The following is a 23,608-nucleotide window of genomic DNA, read 5'->3' as shown; positions in this document are numbered from 1 at the left end:
GGCTACGAGGGAGCTCCGGGATCGGCGTCTACGAGCCAGCTATCCAGGAAGCGGGAGGCCCACGCGACCATGGCGGCCGGCGGGTCGCCTTCACCGTCCCACGACGCGACCAGCGTTTCGAGCTCGCGCGCTGCGGCCTCGAGCTCGCGCTTGGAAGCGATGCCGCGTGGAGTCGTCGGCGGATCCATGAGCACCCGAATTTTTGCAAGTACCCTCAATACTTCCTCTTTGCGCAGGACCCCATCCGTCGTCACCACCCAGTAGGAAGAACCGCTCTGCACCTCAGGCATCAGGGCCCATGCGATTTGATAGAGCGCCGCGAGCACGGTAAGCACCGCAACGAGCGAATCTGTAAGCTTGCTCGCTTCGACATCTGCACCGGGCGCCGACACTTCAGACGGCGATGGCTTCACCCATGTATGCTGGTTCGAAAACAGGCAATCGTAGAGTCTTACCTCGCCGGGAAGCCGCAGGCCCGCTGTCACGTCCGGTACGAGCACGGTCCCGATCTCTGGCGGCATGGGCTCGCAACCGAAGGTCGCTTCAATATCACGGGAGATCCACTCCGCACATGGTTGCTCGTCGGGCAACAAATCGAAGGAGACATAGCGCTCTCTGACGGTAGCGAACCTGAGGCTATCGTCCGGACGCGACACGACACCTGGATCGAATGGGCTTCGATGAACAATGACATGCATGCCTCGAAATTTGACCGAGAACAAGTCCCTCGTTTGTTTGACGATCTCGATCGTGCGCGAGCTGTGGACGATGTAGTAAGGAGCCAGGAAGCTCACTTGGAACCACAGGGTTCGGTCAGTAGAATCGGGCAGATCGATCGTGAAGGAATAGCAGCCGTCCCAGCCGCCGGTGGGGAGATGTAGCGAGTGGTTCATGAGCATCCCAGGGAAGCGGTCTCCGATGCGACGCAGCATTGAGTGCCAGCGCTCGTCCTTTGATGCCTGGATCCGCGCTGCCACGAGCCGGGCGTGCTCTTCCGTCTTCTCGCAGAGCCGGTCGTCGATATCACCATTCTCGGTGACTCCGACCCCACGAGGATAGTATCGATAGACAATATCGAGCAGCTCACCGATGCTGTGCTTCATAGACCCCCAATCCTTGGGCCGATGTGTCTGTACTATCCATCCAGCAGCGGGCTCTGCAACAGGAGAACGACGGCGCGGATCTCCACGACGGCTACGAGGAAGCTCCGGGCCTCCGGTCGAACGGCCAACTCGCCAGGAACCTGGAAGCCCAAGCGACCATGGAGGCCGGCGGCTCGCCTTCACCATCCCACGCAGCGACCAGCGCTTCGAGCTCGCGCTTGGCAGCCATGGCGCGGAGAGTCTCTGGCGATTCGTCGTGCGGACGCATGCGCGCAAGCTCCTCTATCATCTTATCCTTGTGCAGGAAGCCATCCGTCGACGCCGACAAAAAGACGGCTGGCGACTGTCGTTCTGGCTCCGGCAGCTTTCGAACCATCGCCGGCAACCTGAGAATCAATCCAATCTGGTAGTGCGCCCGGAGCACGGTAAGCACATCGGCAAACCGTTCCGTGAGGCTGCTCACATCGACTTCTGCGCGACGTGCCGGCTCTTCGGACGGCGACGGTTTCACCCATGTATGCTGGTCCGAAAACAAGCAGTCGTAGAGTCTGACCTCACCGGGAAGGCGCACGCCTGGTGCCACATCCGGCACGAGCACGGTTCCGACCTCCGGTGGCATGCGCTCGCAACCGAAGGTTGCTTCGATCTCATGGGCGATCCAGTCCGCGCACGGCTGCTCGTCGGGCGACAGATCGAAGGCGACGTATCGCCGGGTTACGGTGACGGTCCTTGGGCTTTCATGGTCCGGGTTCGAGATGAGCCACGGATCGAGCGGGCTTCGAGACACGATGAATAGCATACCCCGAAAAGAGACCGTGAATGAGTCCCTTAGCTCCTTCACTATTTCGATTGTGCACGATCTGTGGACAATGTAGTAAGGAGCCAGGAAGCTTATTTGAAACCACAGCGGCTCACCGGTGGAATTTCGAAGATCAATCGTGAAGGAATAGCAGCCGTCGCAGCCACCGGCAGTGAGATGCAGCGAGTGGTTTCTGAGCGTACGAGGGAAGCGGTCTGCGATGCGACGCAGCATGGAATGCCATCGCTCATCCTTTGATGCTTGAATCCGCGCGGCCACGAGCCGGGCGTGCTCTTCGGTCTGACGGATGAGCTCTTCGTTGACATCATCGGCGATCCCAACGCCACGTGGGTAGTATCGGTACACAATGCCTAGTAGTTCGTCGAGACTGTGCTTCATGGATTCTGGACCCTGGCGCCGAGGGGTTTGTAAAAGTCGCTCGCAAATTGCTGTATCATCCTAGATTTGAGCGTCCTGCAGAATATACCAGGAGGGAGATCCTCGCCTCCGTCGTTCTTGTACACTTCATTCGCTGACCAGTTCGCCACATCGGCGCTGATACTGGCTGCCCTCTTCGCCGAGATCTTCCCCCAAACCTCGCTTTGCAATGGCATCCCGATGTGAACCATGCACGCATCGTCGCCCTCTTGATTGTGGGAAAAGACCAGATATGCCTTTGCCTCCTGCCAACCACCCGCGACTGTCCCATCGTGGGCAACGATCGTAACAAATTCGAAAGCCCGCGGGTCAATCGGCTTAGTACCTGTGCACCCCATCTGCGGAGCGCCGCTCTGCTGGCAGGGATCTGCCGGCTTCTCCGGGCTCGGTGTCGGGCGCGCTTCTTCTTCTTCTTCTTCCTCCGTCTTGTTGCACTGGAGCTTGCGCTCGCCGCCTTCCGGCGGCTCCGCCCCGAAGTCACCCGACGCGACGGAGGTGTAGACGGGAACGGGCGGCCCGACTGGTCCACCTGCGCCTTCACCCTTAACCCACTCCTCGCGGGGATAGCAGTCTCCTACCGTCCAGTTGCAGGCCGCCAGCATGTAGATGGCGACAGCCAGAATCGGAAGCAGAATTCCTTTTGCGTTCATTTTGCACTCCATCGAAGCACGGGGCCGACAACAACAAGCACCGATACGTGACCTGGGAGAACAAGGCTGCTCCCGCCGATCCAATCGACATTGGCGCTCACGGCCACGCCGAGCGGTCCTACGATGTACGCATTGATTTGCGCATGTGCCCCTGCCGCCATCCCGGCAACGTGCCCACACAATGTGCTTCCACAAGCCGGCATGATGTAGATCGCGACGGATGGGCCAGCGCTGAAATCGCCGTTCTTCCAACCATATCCAAGCGCGACGATGGTGCTATTGTAGACACCGGCCCCACCTATCTGGATTGGAGGCACGACGCTGAGCAGATCGTGAACATTTAATAGGATGTTGCCGTTAATGCGCCACGATATTCCCGCGTGCGGACTCACCGCCAGGTGCGTCACGGTGCCAGCCTGGATCCCCCCGAAGCCAATTCCGGCACTCAGCTCGGATGCGTCTGCCTGCGTCGGAACGACACTGAGCAGGAGAGCGAACACTGCCGACGATGAGATCTGCCGGTCTGTCGTCCTCATCGTCTCCCTCCCGGTCGTCCGAAACACGCGAGCAACGTGGCGACGCGGCCCATTCTTCTGATCACGGGATCGGCGTCAAACGGAATCTTGACGAGAACACTACACGGGCCAGGGCTCGTACCGTCCGGAGCGTGCGCCAGCGCGCAGCGACCTGCGCGGCTGCGGCGCGTGTCGGCCTGCTGGCGCCAGCTGCCTGTCCACGCCGCCGCGAGAGCGCGCTACCGGCCACACGCCCCGGGCTGCACGATGTCGGCTGCAAGCCCGACCCAGCGCGGCGCCTTGCACGGGCGGGGGTGACGGCGCGCTGTGACGGCCGCGCGCGGGGGCGCCGCACGCCGTCGCTCGCGCGGCCACGCCGCCCGCGAGCGCGGCGCCTGGCGGCGGCCTGCGCGATCAGCGACGACGACGCGCTAGCGCTCACGCGCCTGGAGCCGCACGACGTCGCGCTCGCGTCCGCGCCGGCCGCGAGCACCGCACGTCGCGGCGCCATCGGCGGGCGGCCACGAGACCGGCTACGGATCGTCCGATAGGGCTCCGCAGACCCCGCAGCCCCGACCATCCCGCGGCCCCCGCCGCTGCTCAAGGGCTTCGCCGCGGTAGTGTTGCGCAGGTGCGCAGGCGGCTACGCAGCGGGAGTGTTCGTCAACCAACTGGTGAACGAACAGCCTCCGCCCGGAGCTCCGCACGACGCCGCGGCCGCTCCGCAAGCGCTGACCTCGACGCCTGGGCTACGCTACCTGCTCGGGCGACTGCGCCGCGCGGATGACGGGCGCCGAGCTGGTCGACGCGCGCCGCACCGAGCTCGCGCGCGGGGGTCATCACCTCCGCCGCTCCCGAACTCGACCAGACGGGCCTCGACGCCGGCGATGGCCCCGAGCTCGCCGGCGCCCCGCGCTCGGGCGCATCGTGGGGGAGCTCGGCAGCTCGCCCTCGGCGAGGGGATCTTCTCCTCCAGGTAGAAGTGCCGCGCACGCTCGGGGCCGTCGCCGTCCACCTGGTCGAGTTCGGGGCCGTCGGCGAGCTCCTCGAGCGCGGGCGTCGAGGTGGACGCCGGCGCGCGGCGAGCCGACGCCCGGCGTGGAGGGCACCGGAGCTCGCGTCAGAGCGAGATGGTCAGCCGGTCGACGGGGAGCAGCCGCTCCCCCAGGCGATTGGCTATCGCACGGTAAATGGCTTCACCGATTGCGGTCGTGCGGCTGAGATCCACGTCGATCACGCGCGGATTGCTCAGGTGCACATCGAAGCTCGATCCATCGAGGGGGAGCACCTTGAGCGTGATGCGCACGGTGACCGTGCCGTGCGCGTCGCGCCGCAGACGGCGGTGGAGAGTCGCCCCCAGGCGCGCGGTCAGCTCGCAACCGCTCACGCTCACGTCCTCTGCACCGTGGATGACGAGCGTCTTGTTGCCGGCCGGACCCAAATCGTCGAGGCGAATTCCCGCTGCGACGGCGTCGACTCGCTCCAGCAGATCATCGTGGAACGCGGTACCCAGCAAACCGACGGACTCGCACGGCAGTGGCTCCTGGGCGTTGGCGGGCGCCAACGCCAACATCGAAAGCGCAGCAAACGCAAGGAATGCAAGAAACGGGGCGCGAAGCGAGAAGAAACGATGGACCATTGCACTCTCTCCTTTAACGATTCTCCTTTTCTGATTTTACTATACTGAGAGTGGCGCCGGTAGCGCTGGCCTACGGCTCGAAGGCTTGGACATTCAGGACGGACGACATGACAACGCTCGGGCTGAAGAGCCCACGGTTGTTCAGTACGAAGAGGTGGCGGCACCATCGTCGTTCAGTAGTGGGGGTGTTCGTCATTCGTCAACCGGGTGGTGGACGAACAGCACCCACACAGGAATCTGCCGCACCGCGCACGATGCCGCTTGACAACGGCGGCGGCACCGTTCTTCCCGGCATGCGCTTCAATCTCTACGACCGGAGCGGCGGAGAGTGGCCGCGCCGAGTTCGCGCCCGCGCTCCTCATCGCCGGCACCGCTCCTGTGCTCGGCCAGATGGGCGACGACGCCACGCTCGCCCCCGAGCTGCTCGTTGCCAGCGTCGCTCCTACGCTCGACCAAGTGTAGAGCCACTAGCCGAGCTGACCGACGTCCGCCTCGACATTTGTGGCGGCCCCGAGCGTGCCGAGGTGGACGACGGCGGCCCCAAGTTCGCGCGCGGCGACCTCGACGTTGGCTAGGCGTAGAGCGGCCCCCGGCCCGACGCCCGCACCGCGGGACCGCGCCGATCAGCTCCGGCGCCATGTGCTCGACGGCGGCCGCGCCGAGTTCCTCCTTGTCGAGCTGCTGGATGGTGAACGACCACAGCCCCGAGCGCGTGCCCCAGACGCAGCGATCCTAAGCCGCGCCGTTGATGACCCGCGACCGCTAGCACTGGCACGGGTGCGCGCCAATGGCCTCGTACAGCTCCCCCGACATCCCCGCGCTTGCCGCGCAGGCTGCCGGGTACAGCAGCCAACATTTCGAAACTCCTCAGAATTATTTCTGCGTCTCCGAATCGTTTCCCCCTTGCAGAAGCGATCCCCGAAGACGCTCGCCGCGCGCAGCAGGCGCCGGGCTTCCAGCGGGAGCGCCGACAGCCTCGCCTCCACCATCCCCAGCACCGTCTCCGGCAGCGTATCGCTGCGTCCGTCCACCGCCGCCCGGATCAGCTCCTCGATGAAGAATGCATTTCCCTCCGCCCGCTCCACAAGCGCCGCGACCTGTCGAGCGGCGGCTGGATCGCGCAGCGCGGCCGATACCATCGCCTCCGCCGCCCGCTTCGACAGCGGACCCAGGCGGACCTCCTGCGCGTTCCGCTCCGCCCACAGCCGGGGGAAGATGTCGTGCAGCTCGGGCCGCGCGAACGCGAGCACACCGAACGGCTCGTCCTCGAGCTCGCGCAGCGCCACGTCGCAGAGCTTCACGCTGGCCGGATCGCCCCAGTGCAGATCCTCGAGCACCCAGAGCAGCGGCCCCCTCCGCGTCACCGCCCGCATGAAATCCCATATGGCAGTCGACGTCCCGGGGAGCCCAGGCGAGGCCGACGCGCGCGCCCGCAAGCCAGCGCCGACGTCGGTGGTCACGGACCATCAGCGCCCGGGCGAGGCGGCTTGCGTCTGGACCTCACGGACACGACGCTGGCAGCGCTCGTGGTCGGCGCGGGCCTGCTCCTCCGGGAAGCCGAGCAGGCGCTGGCGGATGTCGAGCGGCATGCAGTAGTTGGTCGCGGTCCACAGCTTCGGGTCGTCGGCGCCCGAGAGCGGCTCGAGGTCGCTCCACACGATCACCGTCTTGTCGTCCGAGGCCGTGACGATGCGCCTTCCATCGGGGCTCCACACCGCCGTGTTGACGGCATCGTCGTGCCCAAGGAGCACGAGGGGTTGTCCCGTGCCGTCGGCCTTCCACACGCGCACAGTCTTGTCCTGCGACGCGGAAACGATGCGCTGGCCGTCTGGGCTAAACGCCGCCGCGTAGACGCGGTCGTCGTGTCCAAGGAGCACGAGGGGCTGGCCCGAGCCGTCGGCCTTCCACACGCGCACCGTCCTGTCCTCGGACGCGGAGACGATGCGCTGGCCATCGGGGCTCCACGCCGCCCTATAGACGACACCGTCGTGACCACGGAGCACGAGGGGCTGGCCCGAGCCATCGGCGTTCCACACGCGCACCGTCTTGTCTTTCGACGCGGAGACGACGCGCCCGCCATCGGGGCTCCACGCCGCCCCATAGACGACAGCGTCGTGACCACGGAGCACGAGGGGCTGGCCCGAGCCATCGGCGTTCCACACGCGCACCGTCCTGTCTTCGGACGCGGAGACGATGCGCTGGCCGTCAGGGCTCCACGCCGCTGGATTGACGCGACCGTCATGGCCACGGAGCACAAGGGGCTGGCCCGAGCCGTCGGCCTTCCACACGCGCACCGTCCCGTCCCACGACGCGGAGGCGATGCGCCGGCCGTCGGGGCTGAACGCCGCCCCATAAACGATATGGTCGCAACCACGGAGCACGAGGGGCTGGCCCAAGCCGTCCGCCTTCCACACGCGCACCGTCCTGTCAGAAGCGGCGGAGACGATGCGCTGGCCATCGAGGCTGAACGCCGCCGCGTTGACGCAGTCGCTGTGACCACGGAGCACGAGGGGCCGGACCGAGCCGTCGGCGTTCCACACGCGCACCGTCCTGTCTTCGGACGCGGAGACGATACGCTGGCCGTCGGGGCTCCACGCCGCCGTAGGGACGCGGTCTGCGTGACCACGGAACACGAGGGACTGGCCCGAGCCGTCGGCGTTCCACACGCGCGCCGTCTTGTCAAAAGACGCGGAGACGATGCGCTGGCCGTCGGGGCTAAACGCCGCCCCATAGACGCTACCGTCGTGACCACGGAGCACGAGGGGCTGGCCCGAGCCGTCGGCGTTCCACACGCGCATCGTCCTGTCTTCGGACCCGGAGACGATGCGTCGGCCGTCGGGGCTCCACGCTGCCGTATGGACGAAATCGTCGTGACCACGGAGCACGAGGGGCTGGCCCGAACCGTCGGCGTTCCACACGCGCACTGTCTTGTCCATCGACGCCGAGACGATGCGCTGACCGTCGGGGCTGAATGCCGCCGCATAGACGCGGTCGTCGTGACCACGGAGCACGAGGGGCAGTCCCGAGCCGTCACTGTTCCACACGCGCACCGTCTTGTCCCACGACGCAGAGGCGATGCGCTGGCCGTCAGGGCTAAACGCTGCTGCATAGACGACAGCGTCGTGACCACGGAGCACGAGGGGCAGTCCCGAGCCGTCAGCGTTCCACACGCGCACTGTCTTATCTGCCGACGCGGAGACGATGTGCTGGCCGTCGGGGCTGAACGCCGCCGCATAGACGTGGTCCTCATGACCACGGAGCACGAGGGGCAGTCCCGAGCCGTCACTGTTCCACACGCGCACCGTCTTGTCCCACGAAGCGGAGACGATGCGCTGGCCGTCGGGGCTGAATGCGGCAGACCAGGCCAGATCCTCGTGGAGGAGCACCATCGTGGCGACGCCTGCACCCCGTGCCCACCGCGCAAGCTCGCCCCATCCCGGCGGCGCCGGGCCCGGCTCGATCTCGCGGAGGAGCGCGAGCATCGTGGTGGGGTCTCCCTGGCACTCGCGGGCCGCGGCCATCCGCGTGGCATTCCGGGCGCTCGCGGCGCTGCGCTCTGCCTCGGCCCTCTCCGCCTCGGCCCTCTCCGCCGCCCGCTTCGATTGGACCGCCAGAGCGGAGACCAGGAGCACGACCAGGCTCAGGGCACCGAACAGCACCGCGACGACCTGCCTCCTCCTCCGTCGTTCCCGCTCCCCCAGCGCCACCACCGCCGCGAGGTAGCGCGCCTCCCGCGCGCCCTGCTGCGCGCCCGCCGCCGGGCCCTGCCGCTTCTGCCAGCGCCGGGCTTCCTCCGCCGCCTCGCCTCGCCAGAGCAGGCCGTCGGCGCAGCCGCTCGCCTCCCATTGCTTGGCCGCGGGGCGCACCCGCGCGAGGAACTCCGCCGCCTCCTGGTTGTCGTCCAGCCATCGCCCGAGCTTGGGCCAGCTCTCGATCAGCGACTCGTGCACGAGCTCCACCGTCGGGAACGCGCGCTCTTCGGCGGTTTCGATCAAGAGCAGCCGCGCCTCGCAGAGGCGGAAGACTACCCGGTCCACGGCGTCTACCTGTTCGTCGAGCTCTCGCAGGTCGGGCAAGCTCACCACGGCGCGCGTCCGCTCGGGTGAGACCAGCCGGAGGAAGATCGCCCGGCAGAGGCTCTGCTCGATCCCCGAGAGACCTGCGAGCACCGCGTCGGCATGGGTGGAGAGCGCCCCTGCGACCCCCCCGAGCTTTTCGTAGCTCTCCTGTGTCAGGAGCCGGCGCCCACGATCGCGCGCCTCCCACAGCTTGGTCGCGGTGAACTGCAAGAGCGGCAGGGGGCTCGCCGCGCTCTCCAGGGCGCGGAGCATCGCTAGCGTCATCTCGGCGGTCTCGAAGCGATAGCCGAGAGCCTCGACCGGCCGCATCAGCGCCGCCACGAGGCCGTTCGGGTCGAGGGGCGGCAGGAACCAGAGCCCGCGGGTCACCTCGGTCATGAGCCGGCGATCTTCGGCCAGCCGGTCGAGGAAGTCCGAGCGCATGCAGAGCACGACGCGGAGCGGGGACAACGCGTCGTCGGCGACGCCCTCCAGGCACGCGACGAACGCGGCCCGCTCCGCCGGATCGATGCCCTGCGTGTAAAGCTCCTCGAGCTGATCGACGAAGACGAGAATCTTGTGCTCTGCGCTCTGGCTGCGGCAACGCGCGCGCAGCCGGGCGCCCAGGAGGCCGGGCTGGGCGCGCAGGGCCGCGATGAGCGCATCGGGATCGCTCGCCGAGGAGAAGGCGTGCGAGCTCGACGCGTCGGGTGGAGCTCCCGTCGTCACCGGCGTGGCCGCGATCTGCGCGAGCAGGTCGGCGAGCGCGTGGAGCGGCCTTCGCCCCGGCCTGCGCGTGAACGCCTCCCAGGGCTCGCCCGAGCGCTTCAGCGCCGGGATCACGCCCGCGCGCACGAACGACGATTTTCCCGCGCCCGACGGCCCGGCAACCATCACGAGCGGCTGGCTGCGAAGACGTCCGACGAGCGCGGCGACGTCGTGATCGCGCCCAAAGAAGCGCCCGGCGTCCACCTCCTGGAACGCGCCCAGCCCGGCAAAGGGGCTCGCGTCCTCGCGGAGCGCCGGCGCCTTCGCGCCCGGCAGCAAGGGCTCGAGCGCCGCGATGAGCTCCTCGGTTCCGCCGAAGCGCTCGTCCGGGCGCTTCTTCAGGCAGCGATCGATCACGTCGCCCAGCGCGCCCAGGTCGGGACGCGTGTCGCTTGCGCGCGGCATGGGCACGTCGAGACGCCGAACCTGCCCGAGTTGCCCCACCGCGAACGGCGCGAGCGGGTGCGTCCCGGTGCAGAGCTCGAAGAGCATGATCCCCACGGCCCACAGATCCGTCCTGGGATCGACCTTCTCCGCCCGCCATTGCTCCGGCGCCATGTACGGGACGGTGCCGACGAGCGCTCCTTCCTGCGTCAACGCCGGTAGCCAGCGCGAATGCGCGCCCTGGGCCGCGAGCCGCTCGATCTCGTCGGCGTCGAGCTGCTTGGCGATACCGAAGTCGAGCACCTTGATCGGCCCCGCCTCGGTCAAGAAGACATTCTCCGGCTTGAGGTCACGGTGCACGATCCCGAGCGCGTGGGCGCAGCCCAGCGCGCGCACCACCGGGAGCATCAGCTCGACCGCGAGGCTCAGCGGCAGCGGCCCTCCTCGCTCGACCAGGAAGGCGCGCAGCGTGCGGCCCTCCAGGTGCTCGAGCACCATGTAAGGAACGCGGTCGACCTCGTCCACCTCGTGGATCACCACGATGTTCTCGTGCTTGCAGCGCGCCGTGGACCGCGCCTCGGCGAGGAAGCGCTCGGCGCTCCGGCCGTCGGACTCGAGGAGGACCTTGACGGCGACCAGTCGGCCCAGCTTGGTGTCGCGGGCCAGGTAGACCACGCCCATGCCACCCTGGCCCAGCTTGCGGATGATCTCGTAGTGCTTGAGGGTGGAGTCCACCTGCGGAGCCGCGACCGCCGGGTGCAGGGGTCGCGACCGCAGGGCTGCGGTGGCGATCCGCGCGCGACCGAGGGCGCCCGTCGCGTCGTCCTGATCGCTGGTCTGGAGGACCTCCCCCGGCGGCGATCCCTCGGCGACGCCACGCAAGGATTCTCCCGGAGGCACCGCCACGCTACTGAACTCCAGCTCGGCCAGCCGAGCGACGATGACGCGGCAAACCGCACATCCGTCGATGTGGTGCGCGATCGCCTCGAAACCTGACGGATACGCGGCGTACTCTGCGAGCTGGTTGTCCGTGGGGCAGTCCGACGTCGGCTCGATGGTGCCCGACTCTTACCACACGGAGCGGGACTGTCAGGCGGCACGCCTTCTTGACGGCGCGCCGACATCAGCCATTCTCCGCAGGTGGATCAAGCGAGCGGTCTCTCCTCTGCGTTCGCGGCGGGCCTCGGCGGGGGCGGGGTGATGCCCGAGGCCGATCCCGGCGCGACGATCGCGGCGCTCTTCGAGGCGGGGCAGGCGGCCTTCCCGGCCATCGCCGTCGAGGCGACCGCGCTGGCGCGCTACCTCGGCGAGCGTTGCTCGGCCGCGGGCGGCGCGCTGCCGCCTCCGTCGCTCGCGGCGGACGTCTACCTGGCGTGCGCCTGCGTCCTCGGGGTACCGGGTGCGCACGCCGCGTTCGAGCGGGAGTTCTCCGGGGTGATCGCGCGCGCGGCGGCCCGCGTCGAGCCGTCGCCCGCCTTCGCCGACGACCTCCGGCAGGTGGTCCTCGAGGGCCTCTTCAGCGCGCCGCCCTCGGCCACGCCGAAGATTGCCGGGTACGCGGGGCGCGCGCCGCTCCGGACTTTCCTGCGCGTGATCGCGGTACGCACCGCGATCAACCTGCGGCGGCGCAAGGCGGACATGGCGAGCACCCCGCTCGACGAGGCGCGGGAGATCGCCGCCTCCGTCGACGTGGAGGCCGCCTACCTCGAGGCGCGCTACAAGGCCGAGTTCGAAGAGGCCGTGCGCGTCGCGATGGGGCGCCTCTCGCCGAAGCAACGCGCGCTGCTTCGCCTCCACCTGCTCGACGGCCTGAGCATCGACGTCCTGGGCGCGCATTACCAGGTCGGGCGCGCCACGGCGGCGCGCTGGCTTGCGGCCGCGCGCGAGGCGCTGCGCGAGGGCACGCGCGCGGAGCTCGTCGCCAAGCTCGGCCTCACCGAGTCGCAGTACGCGAGCCTGGCCAGGTTGATCCGGGGCCGGCTCGACGTGAGCGTCGCCTCGCTCCTCCGCGAGTAGGCACACCTCGCCAGACTATTTTTGAGACTTCGTCCGCCTCACGGTGACTTCCCGGTAGGCACGCGGGTGTGAGCCCCCGGCCCTCCTGGCGAAGGAAGGGCCTGGCACCACGGCGAAACGCCGTGGACCGTTCGGCGACGTCGCACGTCGCACGTCGCACGTCGCCGATAGAGCGTGACGAGAAAATTGCACCCGAAAAGGATCAAAAAGGACGCGATCCCCCGCACGCCGCGTCCTCCTCGCAGCCGACCGAGGGGCGCGCCGCCAATCCCTCCTCGCCCTCGCCTCGCCGCTTTCCTCGCCACCGCCGCCCTCCTCGCGTCGGCGCCCCTCGCGTGCGCGCCCCCGGGCGATCCGAGAGGGGCAGATGGCTCGGACGCCGCGGGGCGACGGCCTGAGCATCGACGTCCTTGGCGCGCATTACCAGGTCGGGCGAGCCACGGCGGCGCGTTGGCTTGCGGGCGCGCGCGAGGCGCTGCGCGAGTTCACGCGCGCAGAGCTCGTCGCCAAGCTCGGTCTCACCGAGTCGCAGTACGCGAGCCTGGCCAGGCTGATCCAGGGCCGGCTCGACGTGAGCGTCGCCTCGCTCCTCCGCGCATAGAGCTCCTTTCGCAAACGTACGGCGCGAGGGCTGCGCTTCGCGTAGCGCACGTGGGTGCCGCCTTGTCTCGGGAGACAAAAGCTAGCCCCGCGCGCGCGAAGGACGTTTGCGGCCGTCGGGGTAGCCATGCCCTCGCCAAACTATTTTTGAGACTCCGTCCACGTCGCAGTGACCTTCAAGTGGGCAGAGCGATGTGGGCCCCGGTCCTCCTCCCGAGGGGAGGGATCTGGCCACGCGAGCCCTCACATCGTGCGAGATCACACGCCTCGTAAAGGAGACACCATGAGAAATACATTCGCCTTCGCCATGTTCGGAGCCACGCTTCTCGCCGCCACGGCGAGCGCCCAAGCGAGCACAAAGACTGTTCGTGTCCTCTACGTCGTGCCGAGCGACGCGCAGCGAAGTGACCGCGCCGCTCTCGTCGCGAACGCCGTCGAGCACAACCGTCAGACATGGCACAACTACGGCGCCACGATGACCACGGACGACGTCGTGACGGTTCGAAGCCATCATGACGTGAACTGGTTCCTGACCAACCCCGACGGCTTTCACGGCGCCTTCGCAGAGTGGTACTGGCTCGGAAACGCCTGCCACGCGGCCAGGGACGTGTACCCTGACGCCTGCAACTGGGACGCCAACCACAAGTACATCATCTTCCTGGAGGCCGACATCTCGAGCGTGAACAACAACGGCGCGGCCGCCAACTTCGGCGCAGCCGTCATGCCCAAGGGGATCATCGATGGAGCCGAGCAGGGGGACCTGCGCAAAATCGGAAGCATCGGCCACGAGCTCGGGCATACGTTCGGCATGCCGGATACCGAGGACTGCGATTCGCAATGGCCTACGAAAAGCATCATATGCAATGGCGGCTACTACCCGCACAACCGGCTGAACCACCGCGACTACCCCTACCTGTTCAGCGCTGCGAACAGTGCCTATTTCGAAGAGACTCCATCTGATCTGTTCTACGTCGGCCAGGGGCAGCGCTTCGCCGGAGAGCCCTGGAAGACCCAGCGCGGGCTCGACCTCGAGGGGTGCGCGCTCTCCTGCCTGCGCGACGCTGGCTGCAGCTCCTTTGTTCACTTCGGCACGACGTGCGAGTTCAAGGCAGGTCACCTGAACGAGGCCTCGAATGCCCCTGGGTATACCTCGGCTCAGATCAAGATACCCGCCGACGGCGCCGTCCAGAAGAAAGCTGGGCCGATCTGGGACCAGCATCACGCGACGCAGGTGTGCCCGCAGGTGTGCGACATCTGGAGGGACGTCCCCTGGACCGCGTCGAGCTGGACGGGGTCCTGGTGGACCACCCCGGCGAATGAATGGTCAGTTTGCTTCTGCGACTACAATCCTTACTACAATCGGTGAAGCGATACGCCGGGGCATGCGCTCGCGCATGCCCCGGCGGTGGCCGAGCTCGGCGCGAGCGACGTTGTATGAATCCCGCTATCGACCCCGGTCCACCCTACTCCACAGGAGTGTTCATGCACCTTCGTTATTCCTCCAGGTTCCCGTTTGCCGCGGCGGTCATGTGCGCCGCGGCGTCCGCCTCTCTGGCCGCGTGCGGCGACGCGGGCGCGCCCGGCGAGGTCGCCGGCATCGACGCCGAGGAGCGCGCCGCGGAGCGCCGGCAGGCGCTGTCGGCCCCGCTGGATATCGAGCCGCTGCGATCGCTGATCCTCACGAAGGTCACCGACCCGCAAGCCATGACCCGGTTCCCGCTCGAGTTCGTCCTCAATCAGCTCATCATGAGGGCGGGGACCTTCGATGAACAGACAGCCCTCGATCTCTACCGGCGCTGGTGGGACTTCTTCAACAAGTCCGTTGGAGCTCAGTTCCCCGACGCCATCCATTGCGACGACCAGACCAACAGCGAAGGTCTTCCCGCGCTCAACGGCTACCCGATCTCGTGCCCCCGGTGGGAGGGCCGCCTCGCCACGAGCGATCCGTTCGACCAGGATTCGCCGGACTTCGTGGAGCCGATCGCGGTCGTGAACCGCTTCGATCTGGCGCCGCTGGACGGTTCGCACTGCGGCGAGTACCGGATCGTCTACGCCAAGAAGACGGCCGGCATCGCCGACCGCAACCTGTTCATCTTCGAGGCCCAGCTCCCGAACCCCCACCCCGAATGCGGCCTCGCCGCATGCCTCCCGGTGGCCGAGTTCTGGGCGCGCCTCTCGACCCTGGACGCGGCCGAGCGCGCCAACGAGCTCGAGACGTTCTTCACCGTCGGCCTGCTCGACGCCGGCTTCGGTCCGGTGCTCCACCCGGACAACTTAGGCCGCGGCACGGGCCAGATCCGCACCAACCAGTTCATGGGCCCCCCCGGCGGCCCCGGGCAGGCCCAGCTCGGCCAGATCTGGCAGCTCCGTGAGTTCAAGATCGCGAAGACCTCCGACGGGCCGAACGGCGGGGCTCGGCTCACCTTCAAGCCGGTATTGCCGCCCAGTCTCGTTGATGCTCCAGCCCGTCGCACCGAGCATGCTGCGTGATGGTGAGGAGTTCTGCACCGCGAAGATGGCCATCATGGTGGGGGCTCGCTCCGTGTAGGCAACGAGGGCGGAGGACGTCCACGGAGCCACGGCCCCGAGCATTCCGGTTATCTACCAATAATTCTCACCAGAGAAGCAGCCGGCGCGTGGCTGCACCCTTTCCGATCACGGATCGGGAATTCCCACCCATCGTTGCTCCCACGCCCGCGTCACGACGGGGTAGGTCCACCAGCGGAGCGGAGCAGCGGCGCGGTGCCGGCCACAAAATAGGCGACGAGGTGACCTGATCTTGGCGGACAGCCTCCTCGTCGTGCTCCGGTTCTCTTGCCCAGGAATCGAAGCGGTCACAGTGTTATCCAGAGCGCCATCGACATCAAGCGTTGGCAGCAGCAACCCCCCACAGTCGTCGAAGCGCGCCCCGCTCGCTGCCCCGCCTGCGGCGCCGCGAGTTGTCCGCTCGGGGGCGCGATCCAGCTCCAAGGCCACGGCAGGCGCGAGCGACAGGTCTGGGGCCCTGCCAGCCCGGACCAGCCCCCCGAGGTGATCTCGGTGGCCGCCCGCCGCTACCGCTGCCTCGGTTGCAGCGCCGTGCTCCTCGTCGTTCCTCGCGGAGTGCTGGGCCGGCGCATCTACAGCGCCGCCGCGATCGGCTTCGCCCTCGCGCTCTGGGGCCTCGCGCTCGCGACGGCGATCGAGGTCCGGCGGCGCGTCGGCCCGGCGAGGATCCTCGGCGAGAGCGCCGTCACCGGCTGGGCCACGCTGCGCCGGTGGGCGCGCGAGGTCGCGCAGCGACGTCTGTTTGCTCAAGCCCCCGACCAAGGGCCGTCGGCGTCGCTCCGAAAGAGCGCGGCGACCGCGGCGGCCTCGCTCGCAGCGAGCGCGGACCCAACAACTCGAGCGTTGCCGATTGAGCACCGCGCCTTCCTCGGTGCCGCGCACGCGGCGTGAGGGGCTCTGCCCTTTCGGAGTCGGAATCGTACAGCCCACCTGAGAGGATCGCTGCCGAAAACGCCGCCGATCCCGGACAAGGACCGCGCGCCAGCAAGGCGCAGAAAGGACCTGTTCCAATGACTCTCGGCCCCGCCGACCACGCCGAGACCGTGGCGATCTATCGCGCCACGGTCATCGGCCCTCTGATGCACCGCGTGCTCACCCACGGCCAGCTCGCCGCCGAGCTGCGCACGCTCAGCGAGCAGCGGTTTCGACCGCCGGGCGCGCACAGCACGCGCACCTACTCGGTGCCCACGCTCCAGCGCTGGCTGTACGCCTATCGCGCAGCTGGCCTCGACGGCCTGCGTCCGCAGCCACGCAGCGATCGAGGCTTCGCGCAACAGCTCCCTGAGGAGTTGCGCGCGCTGCTGCTCGATATCCGGCGCGAGCATCCCGACGCCTCGGTGCCGCTCATCCTCAAGACGCTCGTGGACGAGGGGCGCCTCGAAGCGGGCAAGGTCTCCGAGCCCACCGTCCGGCGCCTGTACGCGGCGCACGGACTTCGCCGCCGCGCCGCGCGCGCCGAGGGCGAGCCGAAGACAAGGCTGCGCTGGCAAGCCGAGCGCCCCGGCGCGCTCTGGCACGGTGACGTCTGTCACGTGACCGGCTGCACCGTCGGCGGCAAAGCGATGCCGATCCGCATCCACGGGCTGCTCGACGACGCCTCTCGCTACGTCGTCGCGCTCGAGGCGCACACCACCGAGAAAGAGGTCGACATGCTCGGCATGACCGTCGACGCCCTGCGCCGTCACGGCAAGCCCGACGCGCTCTATCTCGACAACGGCTCGACCTACCGCGGCGACATCCTCAAGACCGCGTGCGCGCGGCTCGGCATCACGCTCCTGCACGCAAAGCCCTACGACCCTGAGGCGCGCGGCAAGATGGAGCGCTTCTGGCGCACGCTACGCGAAGGGTGCCTCAACTACCTCGGCGCCGTGGCCTCGCTCGTCGACATCAACACGACGCTCCGCGCCTTCCTCGACAGGCGCTACCACCCGGCGCCGCATGCGGGCCTGCTCGGCAAGAGCCCGGCGCAGGTCTACGCAGCCCGCCCCGCCGGAGACAGCGCCGTCGACGAGAAGGCGCTACGCAGCGCGCTCACCGAGCGTACCCGGCGCCGTGTCTCGGGCGACAACATCGTCTCGGTCGACGGCAACGCCTGGCAGCTCGACCAGGGCTACCTCGCTGGCCAGATCGTCTCTGTCGCCCGGTGCTTCATCGCGCCGGACGAGCCGCCGTGGGTCGAGCACGAGGGCAAGCGCCTTGTGCTGCATCCGGTCGACCCGCAGCGCAACGCGCGGCGCAAGCGGCCTCCGTGCGGTGGCCCTGCGGCGGACAAGCCGACGGGCCCGGTGGACTTCAACCCCGCGCGGACGCTCGGCCGCCGGGCGGGCGGAGGTGAGGACACGAGCGAGGCCGGAGGTGCAGCGTGAGCGAGTCGTATGTCCGCTTCTTCACCCTGTCGGCCGCGCCCTTCTCCAAGGAGATCCAGGACGGCGAATTGTGGCTGCCGCCCTCCAAGGAGCAGCTGGTCGACGAAGTATGCGAGGCCGTGCACGAGCACGCCCAGGTGCTGCTGGTCGGTGAGCCCGGGGCCGGCAAGACGTGTGTGCTGCGGGCGGTGCGTCATCGGTTGCCGCAGGCAGGCTTCCGGTTGACCTACTGCCACAACGCCACGCTGGGCCGTCGCGACTTCTATCGTCAGCTCTGCCATGCGCTCGGCCTCAACCCCGCTGCGACCGCGGCGGCCGTCTTCTATGCCGTCAGCGCGCATGTCGAGACACTCGGCCGCGAGCGTATCCACCCGGTCTTTCTGCTGGACGAAGCGCACCTGCTCCACCAGGACACGCTTGATCATCTCCACATCCTGCTCAACTACGAATGGGACAGTCGTGCCTTGCTGTCGCTGATCCTGGTAGGGCTCCCTGACCTCCAAGATCGGCTCGAGCTGCGCAAGAATCGCTCGCTGTACTCGCGGATCGAGCGGCGTCTGTCAATTGGTCCAATGGTCCCCGACGATACCGGCCAGTACGTGCGGCTACGGATGAGCCGCGCCGGCGCCGACCGCGAGGTCTTCACCGCCGATGCACTCCTCCTGCTGCACGAGGCGGCCGGCTCGAGCCTGCGCGAGATCGACCGCATGGCCACCGCCGCGCTGCGCGAGGCGGCGCGGCGCAAGAAGAAGCTCGTCGAGCGCGAGGTGATGTCCCACATCGTCGGCGACCTGGGGACAGACGGCAGCTGACGCTGGCCGTGATGACGGGTCCTCGGCGCCGGCGTCGTCGCCGGCGCCGGCGATGACGCCGGCGGTCAAGCGACGATGGCCATCACGAGGCCGCCAACGGCGCATGCCTGCGGGATGGCCATCGCTGTCCTTGACCTCGACCGCGCACGCTCGCGATGGCCATCAAGGAGCCTGCTCGACGAGCTATCAGCCAGCCTGAGCGTCAACAGCCGGTCACGGTGAAGGAGAACCCCTTCGGCGAGCTGTTCGGCACGAACTTCGACCAGAGCGACTTCCGCTACACGTGGTTCATGGACGACTTCCTCGAGTCGGTCGACAAGCTCACGACCCTCAGCGGCGACATCAACGACATCCAGCTCAAGAACTCGAGGGAGGCCCTCTACAACGCGGGCCAGAGCACCGTCGACGACAGCAACGACTACCTGAATCAGCTGCTGTCGGAGTTCAACCTCGATCTGCGCGACCGGATCCAGGCCGAGCTCGTGCGCCTCGGGCGGGACAGCGTCTTCACCCCCGCGGACGTGGTTAACCGCGCCACCACCCAGTCGTGCGCCGGGTGCTACCAGCTGAGCGCCGGCGACTCGCTCGGCAACAACGTGACGTGGCCCGTGGAGGATACGGCGCTCCGGTTCGTCCATGTCAAGGAGGACGGGGAGCTCTCGACGGCGCTCACCGATTTCTTCCTCCCGCACCGCGAGGGCGTGCTCGAGGATTTCCTCGCGGCGCACGCGGACGGGAACACGTGCTCCACGCCGACGACCTCGGCCGCGCTCGCGGTGGAGAGCGACGAGGCGGTCCCCACGCTCGGCGGCGCGACGACGCACTGAACGCTACGCGCGTGTCAGCGCGACGACGAACTCCAGGAACGCGCGGACCTTGACCGACATGAGCTGCGCGGAGTGATGGTACGCGTAGAGGGGATACGTCTCCTCGGCCCACTCCGGGAGCACTTGAACCAGCCGTCCGTCGGCCAGGTGCTCGCGCACGTAGAGCTCGATCACCTGCGCGATCCCTTGGCCTGCGAGGCACGCCGCGAGGAGCGGAGCGCGTAGGTCAAAGAAGCCGGATCGCAGCGCGAAGAAGTGGTGCGCAGCAAACCGAAAGGGTGGGACCGCGAGCGTCGTGATGGCTCGGTCCTGTGTCGAAAGAGCGTGGTCCGGGCGGCGCCGAGCGCGCTAGGGGCGCATCGGCGTGCCGTGGGCACACGTGTCCGTCCGGGCGTTGGTCTGGCCCGGGAGGCGCGTCGCGAGACGCTATGCGGCGTCACGCCCCGGAAGCGCGCGCGGAAAGCGGCCGACGGGCGGCGGAGGGGCATGACCTTGTCCGGTCGACCTGCGCCGGTACGTGGTCTCGACGCGGACCTCGCTCGCCTCGACGAGACTGAGGTTGAGCTTCCCGAGGCTCGCGCCCGTGGCCGCGGTGGCGCCGTCCGTGATGGAGGAGAACTGCACGTTCCGCGGGCTGTGGTGGACGACCGACCGTGCCGCCGTAATAGACCGAAGAAACCGCGGCCAAGAGCAACAACGCCGCGCAGCTCACCGTCTCCCGCATGCTCGATCCCTGTGCGGCAGGCGAAGTGTCCCCGATCCCTGGCGACATCAAGGGGGTCGCCCCCGGCGTCCCGCGCCGCTGCGCCGTTTGGGCGTCACTATCGTGCTTGTAGAACACTTCCGATCTTCAAGTAGGAGTACTCGCTTCTTCTATGCGGCGAAACGAATACACCGAGCATTGCTCCTTCGTAGATGACGGACGGGGCGTCATCTGAACCATCATATTTCACCGTCCAGTCGCCGTCGTCACGATCGATCGGCCGGTAGTATATCTCCGCTTCGCCATTTGTAAATTTATCTAAACGCCGAAGCCCAAACCTAAGCAGAACAATGCTAGTCCAGCACTTCATTTGGCTGTACTCTGACATGGTACAGGCGGGCGATTTAGGAGTGGTCGAGACATACCAACTGACGGATGCATCGAAATAGATATCAGGGGAATGCCACCCAGTCGCGTGATGCTGCGCATCGCGCAACTTCACCAAATTCCACTCCCGGGCACGAGTTGCGGCGACGCGAAGCAGCCCCTGTAGATCGTTCTTGGTCGTTGCTGCCCACGTTGTTCCTGGAGCGGCTTCGAGAAGCTGGCCGACGGGCACAATTGCATTTTGGGGGACCAACATCGCCCCGTACTCGATTTCACCGTTCTCCTGGATTGCACATACACAGTACTTCCCGTCGACTCCCTGCGGAATTGCCGTTGTGCCCAAGGCCCACGCGCGCTTCATTCTTGCCTCCCTTTTCGGTCTGGAACTTCCCGCTAGATTTTCGATCGATTTGCGGGATTGCTGCGAGGCGACGTGTCGATCGGACCGAGGCTCGGCGCTCAGCCATGTACCAAAGCTCGTTGGTAGCCGCTTGCCTACTCGTCATCAGCGGGATCAGCATCGAGTTCGGCATTTACCGGGACGCCACTATCCCCCGCCACCTTCAGCGCGGAGTACGCAGGAGGACTCTCGATGGCCGCACCCAAGCGGCGCATGTCCTTCTCGAAGTATGGCACGTAGTGCTTCCGGATCGACTCACAACTGGATTTCGGCAGCGGTCTACGGTTGATCTCGCGTAGGAGTTCGTTGATGCGCTCGTTGCTTAAGCCACCGAGAACACATCCGTAGATGATGGCACGCTCGGTGGGATGTCGCCTTTTGCCAGCCATATGCTTTCTCCCATTCCGTTGCGCATGGAAAGCCGGACCTTGGATGCATCGGCAATCTCTGGTCCGGCAAGTCCTTCTTCACAACATTTTCTCCATCATGTCGTCGATCGACTTATGCATTGCATATCCACGCTTTCTGTACCATCGAACGAGCGATGTCTTATCTTGGTCAGTATCGAGCGGATGTGGTTTCAGGATGACGCTCGAGTAGCCACGGGCGCGGCCGAGCGCTTCCGCCTGTTCGAGCAGAAAGGATCCTACCCCGTGCTGACGGCACTCTCTTGTGACGAATATCTCATACAACTCCAGCGGCTCCGATTTAGGCCGAAAGTCGATGGAGAGGAGACCAACTTGTTCGCTGTCCAGAAGGGCGACAAATAGCTCGGTAAATTTCGTAGCCCCTCCGATCCGGGAGCGCTCTCGCAATACTTCCGATCGGATCTCTTTCTGCGTGACCTTCTGTAGTACCAACTGCATTGAAGTGCCTCATCACCCCGAAAGACCCTCCCATCGACCGGCTCGCCGCTGCGGCCTGAAATTCTACTTGCAGAGATCCTCTGCAGCTGCGCGCAACAGCTTGGCGCGTTCCACGATGAAGGGTCCGTATTTATCGGCAAAGAGTGACGGCGGACACACCGCGCCAGCAAGGATGGGTGCAACATCGGTGGGCATTTTCGCGCGATAGACGCTGGGTGCCTCGCCGCCGAGTTGTCGATTATCGGCGCGCGAGATGAAGGCAAAATTTGCCAGGCAGTTCGGAGAGGCCGCCTTCGCCTGCTTTGACGCCTCCACGAATGCCTTGGGCATCAGGTGGTGGAACTCAGCCCGATTGCTTCGTCTGAGCTTCTCACCCAGATCGATCGCAGCACCAGAGACGAACGAGCGCGGGGACTGCTTCGCCAGCAGAAGCACAAATGTGTTTGTATTCGCCGTCCCCATAGTGAACCCGTTCTCGATGAAAAAGCTCTCCTGGATCGAGACGGCAAAGCCCCCGAGAGCACTCGGCTTGCCCTCCTTAAGCTTCTTCATCTCTTCGATGTCGGTGTTCAGATTCCGAAGCACGGCGTTCGCGTAGCGCTTGCTGAAGGCGGTACGCCAAAACCACCTATCGATCGTTCTGCGTTGATCGTCACTGTACTTCACCTCTTGGTCCCCAGGGACCGCAAAGAAGACGGAGAGGGGAACGAGGATAGCAGCAAACGGAATATAGCCGAGAGCATGGACGTTACAGTTCGTCCGCAGATAGTCAACCGCCCCCTTTACACCGTTCGTCACCTCGACGAAACGCTGTCGAACCTGACCTCCGTTCAACTTCATCAGCGAGTCCGGAGAGGCATCACCGTGAAGAATAGCTGAACAGCACCGAAGCAGCAGGTTCGCGTCAACTCCGACGTCCTTAAATCCAAATGGTGCAAGCTGTTCAGCGAGTTCTTCAAACTGAGACTGCAGCTGGAACTCCTCACTCCAAGTCCATGCCGAGAGAAGCTGAAGCGTGTCGAGGGGCACACCCTGGCGATTGACGCGCTCGAAAATAATAGCGACTGCAGCTTTTTCTTCCGTTCGGAACATCTGCAATGGAACACGCATTTCCTTAAACACTGATTGCATGTCGTCGACGCGCTTCGCGGTGACCTCATCGAACGCGGCCGTCGCCTTTCGATACGCAGTAGTATCGAAGAGGGTCTTCAGCGGAAAATGTCGACCCTCAATGACCTCGGTCGGCAGAAGCGCGCAAAATTGCGTTTCCTGCGCATTGGATGTGGCACCTAGGTCGAAGTACACGTCCCGCCAGAGCTCGGGCCTGGCGATCGGCAGCTCGTTCTGGAATACGCCAAAGATCGACGTGATGCGTTGCTGGCCGTCGAGCACATAGTCAATGGGGTAATCAGCGGTCGGAGCCGGCAGATCGAAGGGACCAAGCTCGCGCTCAGATTTGAGCTGCTCTTTCGTCCTCCAAAACAACAGAGAGCCGAAAGGATACTGCTTGTAGATGCTATCCATCAGATAGGCCACCCGGTCGGGTTCCCATACAAATCCGCGCTGAAAGGCCGGAATGCGAATCTGCCCCCGTAAAACTGTATCGATTACCTCTCGGATTGTGAGACTGTCCATAGGATCGCTCTTCGTGTCACGGGTTGGTCGGAATCTTACACATTAGTTCAAAAACTGGAAGCATCAAGAGCGGTGCGCTGGGTTGGCGTCGCGTA

Annotated in this window: 19 protein-coding genes and 1 pseudogene; 8 read left to right on the top strand and 12 right to left on the bottom strand. The window is 66.3% G+C overall.

The window, feature by feature from the left end; genetic code table 11:
- Positions 1–2: 2 nt before the first annotated feature.
- The 7 genes from WMF26_RS39290 to WMF26_RS39260 all read right to left on the bottom strand — a co-directional run bounded on the left by WMF26_RS39290 (position 3) and on the right by WMF26_RS39260 (position 11,236).
- The gene (locus WMF26_RS39290) at positions 3–1,103 is read right to left on the bottom strand and encodes a hypothetical protein (RefSeq protein WP_437996902.1); all 1,101 of its coding nucleotides are present in this window, start codon (positions 1,101–1,103) and stop codon (positions 3–5) included.
- A 91-nt stretch (positions 1,104–1,194) separates the two neighbouring features.
- Entirely contained in the window at positions 1,195–2,301 is a 1,107-nt protein-coding gene (locus WMF26_RS39285) for a hypothetical protein (RefSeq protein ID WP_437996901.1), read from the bottom strand.
- Positions 2,298–2,990, bottom strand: coding sequence for a hypothetical protein (locus WMF26_RS39280; protein ID WP_437996900.1), 693 nt, complete (start codon positions 2,988–2,990; stop codon positions 2,298–2,300). Before WMF26_RS39280 ends, WMF26_RS39285 begins: the two co-directional genes overlap by 4 nt.
- A complete protein-coding gene (locus tag WMF26_RS39275; protein ID WP_437996899.1) occupies positions 2,987–3,526 on the bottom strand; it encodes a hypothetical protein in 540 nt (179 codons plus the stop codon). The genes WMF26_RS39280 and WMF26_RS39275 overlap by 4 nt, the downstream gene beginning before the upstream one ends.
- A 1,099-nt stretch (positions 3,527–4,625) precedes the next feature.
- The gene (locus WMF26_RS39270) at positions 4,626–5,144 is read right to left on the bottom strand and encodes a hypothetical protein (protein WP_437996898.1); all 519 of its coding nucleotides are present in this window, start codon (positions 5,142–5,144) and stop codon (positions 4,626–4,628) included.
- Between the two features lie 623 nt (positions 5,145–5,767).
- The gene (locus WMF26_RS39265) at positions 5,768–6,604 is read right to left on the bottom strand and encodes a hypothetical protein (protein ID WP_437996897.1); all 837 of its coding nucleotides are present in this window, start codon (positions 6,602–6,604) and stop codon (positions 5,768–5,770) included.
- A 6-nt stretch (positions 6,605–6,610) separates the two neighbouring features.
- A complete protein-coding gene (locus WMF26_RS39260; protein WP_437996896.1) occupies positions 6,611–11,236 on the bottom strand; it encodes an nSTAND1 domain-containing NTPase in 4,626 nt (1,541 codons plus the stop codon).
- 258 nt (positions 11,237–11,494) lie between these two features.
- Between WMF26_RS39260 and WMF26_RS39255 the strand changes: the two genes are divergently transcribed.
- The 8 genes from WMF26_RS39255 (at position 11,495) to WMF26_RS39220 (ending at position 19,522) form a co-directional block, all read left to right on the top strand.
- A complete protein-coding gene (locus WMF26_RS39255) occupies positions 11,495–12,370 on the top strand; it encodes a sigma-70 family RNA polymerase sigma factor (RefSeq protein ID WP_437996895.1) in 876 nt (291 codons plus the stop codon).
- A 367-nt stretch (positions 12,371–12,737) separates the two neighbouring features.
- Positions 12,738–12,971, top strand: a complete 234-nt coding sequence (locus WMF26_RS39250) for a hypothetical protein (RefSeq protein WP_437996894.1) — start codon at positions 12,738–12,740, stop codon at positions 12,969–12,971.
- A gap of 282 nt (positions 12,972–13,253) precedes the next feature.
- A complete protein-coding gene (locus tag WMF26_RS39245; protein WP_437996893.1) occupies positions 13,254–14,336 on the top strand; it encodes a hypothetical protein in 1,083 nt (360 codons plus the stop codon).
- 116 nt (positions 14,337–14,452) lie between these two features.
- Complete coding sequence (locus WMF26_RS39240; RefSeq protein ID WP_437996892.1) at positions 14,453–15,460, top strand: hypothetical protein; 1,008 nt, start codon at positions 14,453–14,455, stop codon at positions 15,458–15,460.
- A gap of 324 nt (positions 15,461–15,784) precedes the next feature.
- A complete protein-coding gene (locus WMF26_RS39235) occupies positions 15,785–16,408 on the top strand; it encodes a hypothetical protein (protein ID WP_437996891.1) in 624 nt (207 codons plus the stop codon).
- Between the two features lie 119 nt (positions 16,409–16,527).
- Entirely contained in the window at positions 16,528–17,883 is a 1,356-nt protein-coding gene (locus WMF26_RS39230; protein ID WP_437996890.1) for a DDE-type integrase/transposase/recombinase, read from the top strand.
- Positions 17,880–18,695, top strand: coding sequence for an ExeA family protein (locus WMF26_RS39225; protein WP_437996889.1), 816 nt, complete (start codon positions 17,880–17,882; stop codon positions 18,693–18,695). The genes WMF26_RS39230 and WMF26_RS39225 overlap by 4 nt, the downstream gene beginning before the upstream one ends.
- Positions 18,696–18,913: 218 nt before the next feature.
- Complete coding sequence (locus WMF26_RS39220) at positions 18,914–19,522, top strand: hypothetical protein (protein WP_437996888.1); 609 nt, start codon at positions 18,914–18,916, stop codon at positions 19,520–19,522.
- A 3-nt stretch (positions 19,523–19,525) separates the two neighbouring features.
- Here WMF26_RS39220 and WMF26_RS39215 read toward each other — a convergent pair.
- The 5 genes and pseudogenes from WMF26_RS39215 to WMF26_RS39195 all read right to left on the bottom strand — a co-directional run.
- Positions 19,526–19,735 (bottom strand): annotated as a pseudogene (locus WMF26_RS39215) (LysR substrate-binding domain-containing protein); the annotation flags it as partial.
- Between the two features lie 608 nt (positions 19,736–20,343).
- Complete coding sequence (locus WMF26_RS39210; RefSeq protein WP_437996887.1) at positions 20,344–20,973, bottom strand: hypothetical protein; 630 nt, start codon at positions 20,971–20,973, stop codon at positions 20,344–20,346.
- A gap of 134 nt (positions 20,974–21,107) precedes the next feature.
- Complete coding sequence (locus WMF26_RS39205) at positions 21,108–21,401, bottom strand: hypothetical protein (RefSeq protein ID WP_437996886.1); 294 nt, start codon at positions 21,399–21,401, stop codon at positions 21,108–21,110.
- Positions 21,402–21,479: 78 nt separating this feature from the next.
- On the bottom strand, positions 21,480–21,878 hold the full coding sequence (locus WMF26_RS39200; protein WP_437996885.1) for a GNAT family N-acetyltransferase: 399 nt from the start codon (positions 21,876–21,878) through the stop codon (positions 21,480–21,482).
- A 63-nt stretch (positions 21,879–21,941) separates the two neighbouring features.
- Entirely contained in the window at positions 21,942–23,513 is a 1,572-nt protein-coding gene (locus tag WMF26_RS39195) for a GmrSD restriction endonuclease domain-containing protein (protein WP_437996884.1), read from the bottom strand.
- Positions 23,514–23,608: the final 95 nt, after the last annotated feature.

This window comes from Sorangium sp. So ce185 (genome assembly GCF_051526825.1).
GTDB lineage: Bacteria > Myxococcota_A > Polyangia > Polyangiales > Polyangiaceae > Sorangium > Sorangium cellulosum_D.
This window is presented reverse-complemented; position numbering and strand designations above follow the sequence as displayed.

Excerpts from the sequence above, each read along its gene's own strand:
- WMF26_RS39290 (WP_437996902.1), bottom strand. The coding sequence starts at position 1,103 with ATGAAGCACAGCATCGGTGAGCTGCTCGATATTGTCTATCGATACTAT.
- WMF26_RS39285 (WP_437996901.1), bottom strand. The coding sequence starts at position 2,301 with ATGAAGCACAGTCTCGACGAACTACTAGGCATTGTGTACCGATACTAC.
- WMF26_RS39280 (WP_437996900.1), bottom strand. The coding sequence starts at position 2,990 with ATGAACGCAAAAGGAATTCTGCTTCCGATTCTGGCTGTCGCCATCTAC.
- WMF26_RS39275 (WP_437996899.1), bottom strand. The coding sequence starts at position 3,526 with ATGAGGACGACAGACCGGCAGATCTCATCGTCGGCAGTGTTCGCTCTC.
- WMF26_RS39270 (WP_437996898.1), bottom strand. The coding sequence starts at position 5,144 with ATGGTCCATCGTTTCTTCTCGCTTCGCGCCCCGTTTCTTGCATTCCTT.
- WMF26_RS39250 (WP_437996894.1), top strand. The coding sequence starts at position 12,738 with ATGGCTCGGACGCCGCGGGGCGACGGCCTGAGCATCGACGTCCTTGGC.
- WMF26_RS39245 (WP_437996893.1), top strand. The coding sequence starts at position 13,254 with ATGAGAAATACATTCGCCTTCGCCATGTTCGGAGCCACGCTTCTCGCC.
- WMF26_RS39240 (WP_437996892.1), top strand. The coding sequence starts at position 14,453 with ATGCACCTTCGTTATTCCTCCAGGTTCCCGTTTGCCGCGGCGGTCATG.
- WMF26_RS39230 (WP_437996890.1), top strand. The coding sequence starts at position 16,528 with ATGACTCTCGGCCCCGCCGACCACGCCGAGACCGTGGCGATCTATCGC.
- WMF26_RS39210 (WP_437996887.1), bottom strand. The coding sequence starts at position 20,973 with ATGAAGCGCGCGTGGGCCTTGGGCACAACGGCAATTCCGCAGGGAGTC.
- WMF26_RS39205 (WP_437996886.1), bottom strand. The coding sequence starts at position 21,401 with ATGGCTGGCAAAAGGCGACATCCCACCGAGCGTGCCATCATCTACGGA.
- WMF26_RS39200 (WP_437996885.1), bottom strand. The coding sequence starts at position 21,878 with ATGCAGTTGGTACTACAGAAGGTCACGCAGAAAGAGATCCGATCGGAA.
- WMF26_RS39195 (WP_437996884.1), bottom strand. The coding sequence starts at position 23,513 with ATGGACAGTCTCACAATCCGAGAGGTAATCGATACAGTTTTACGGGGG.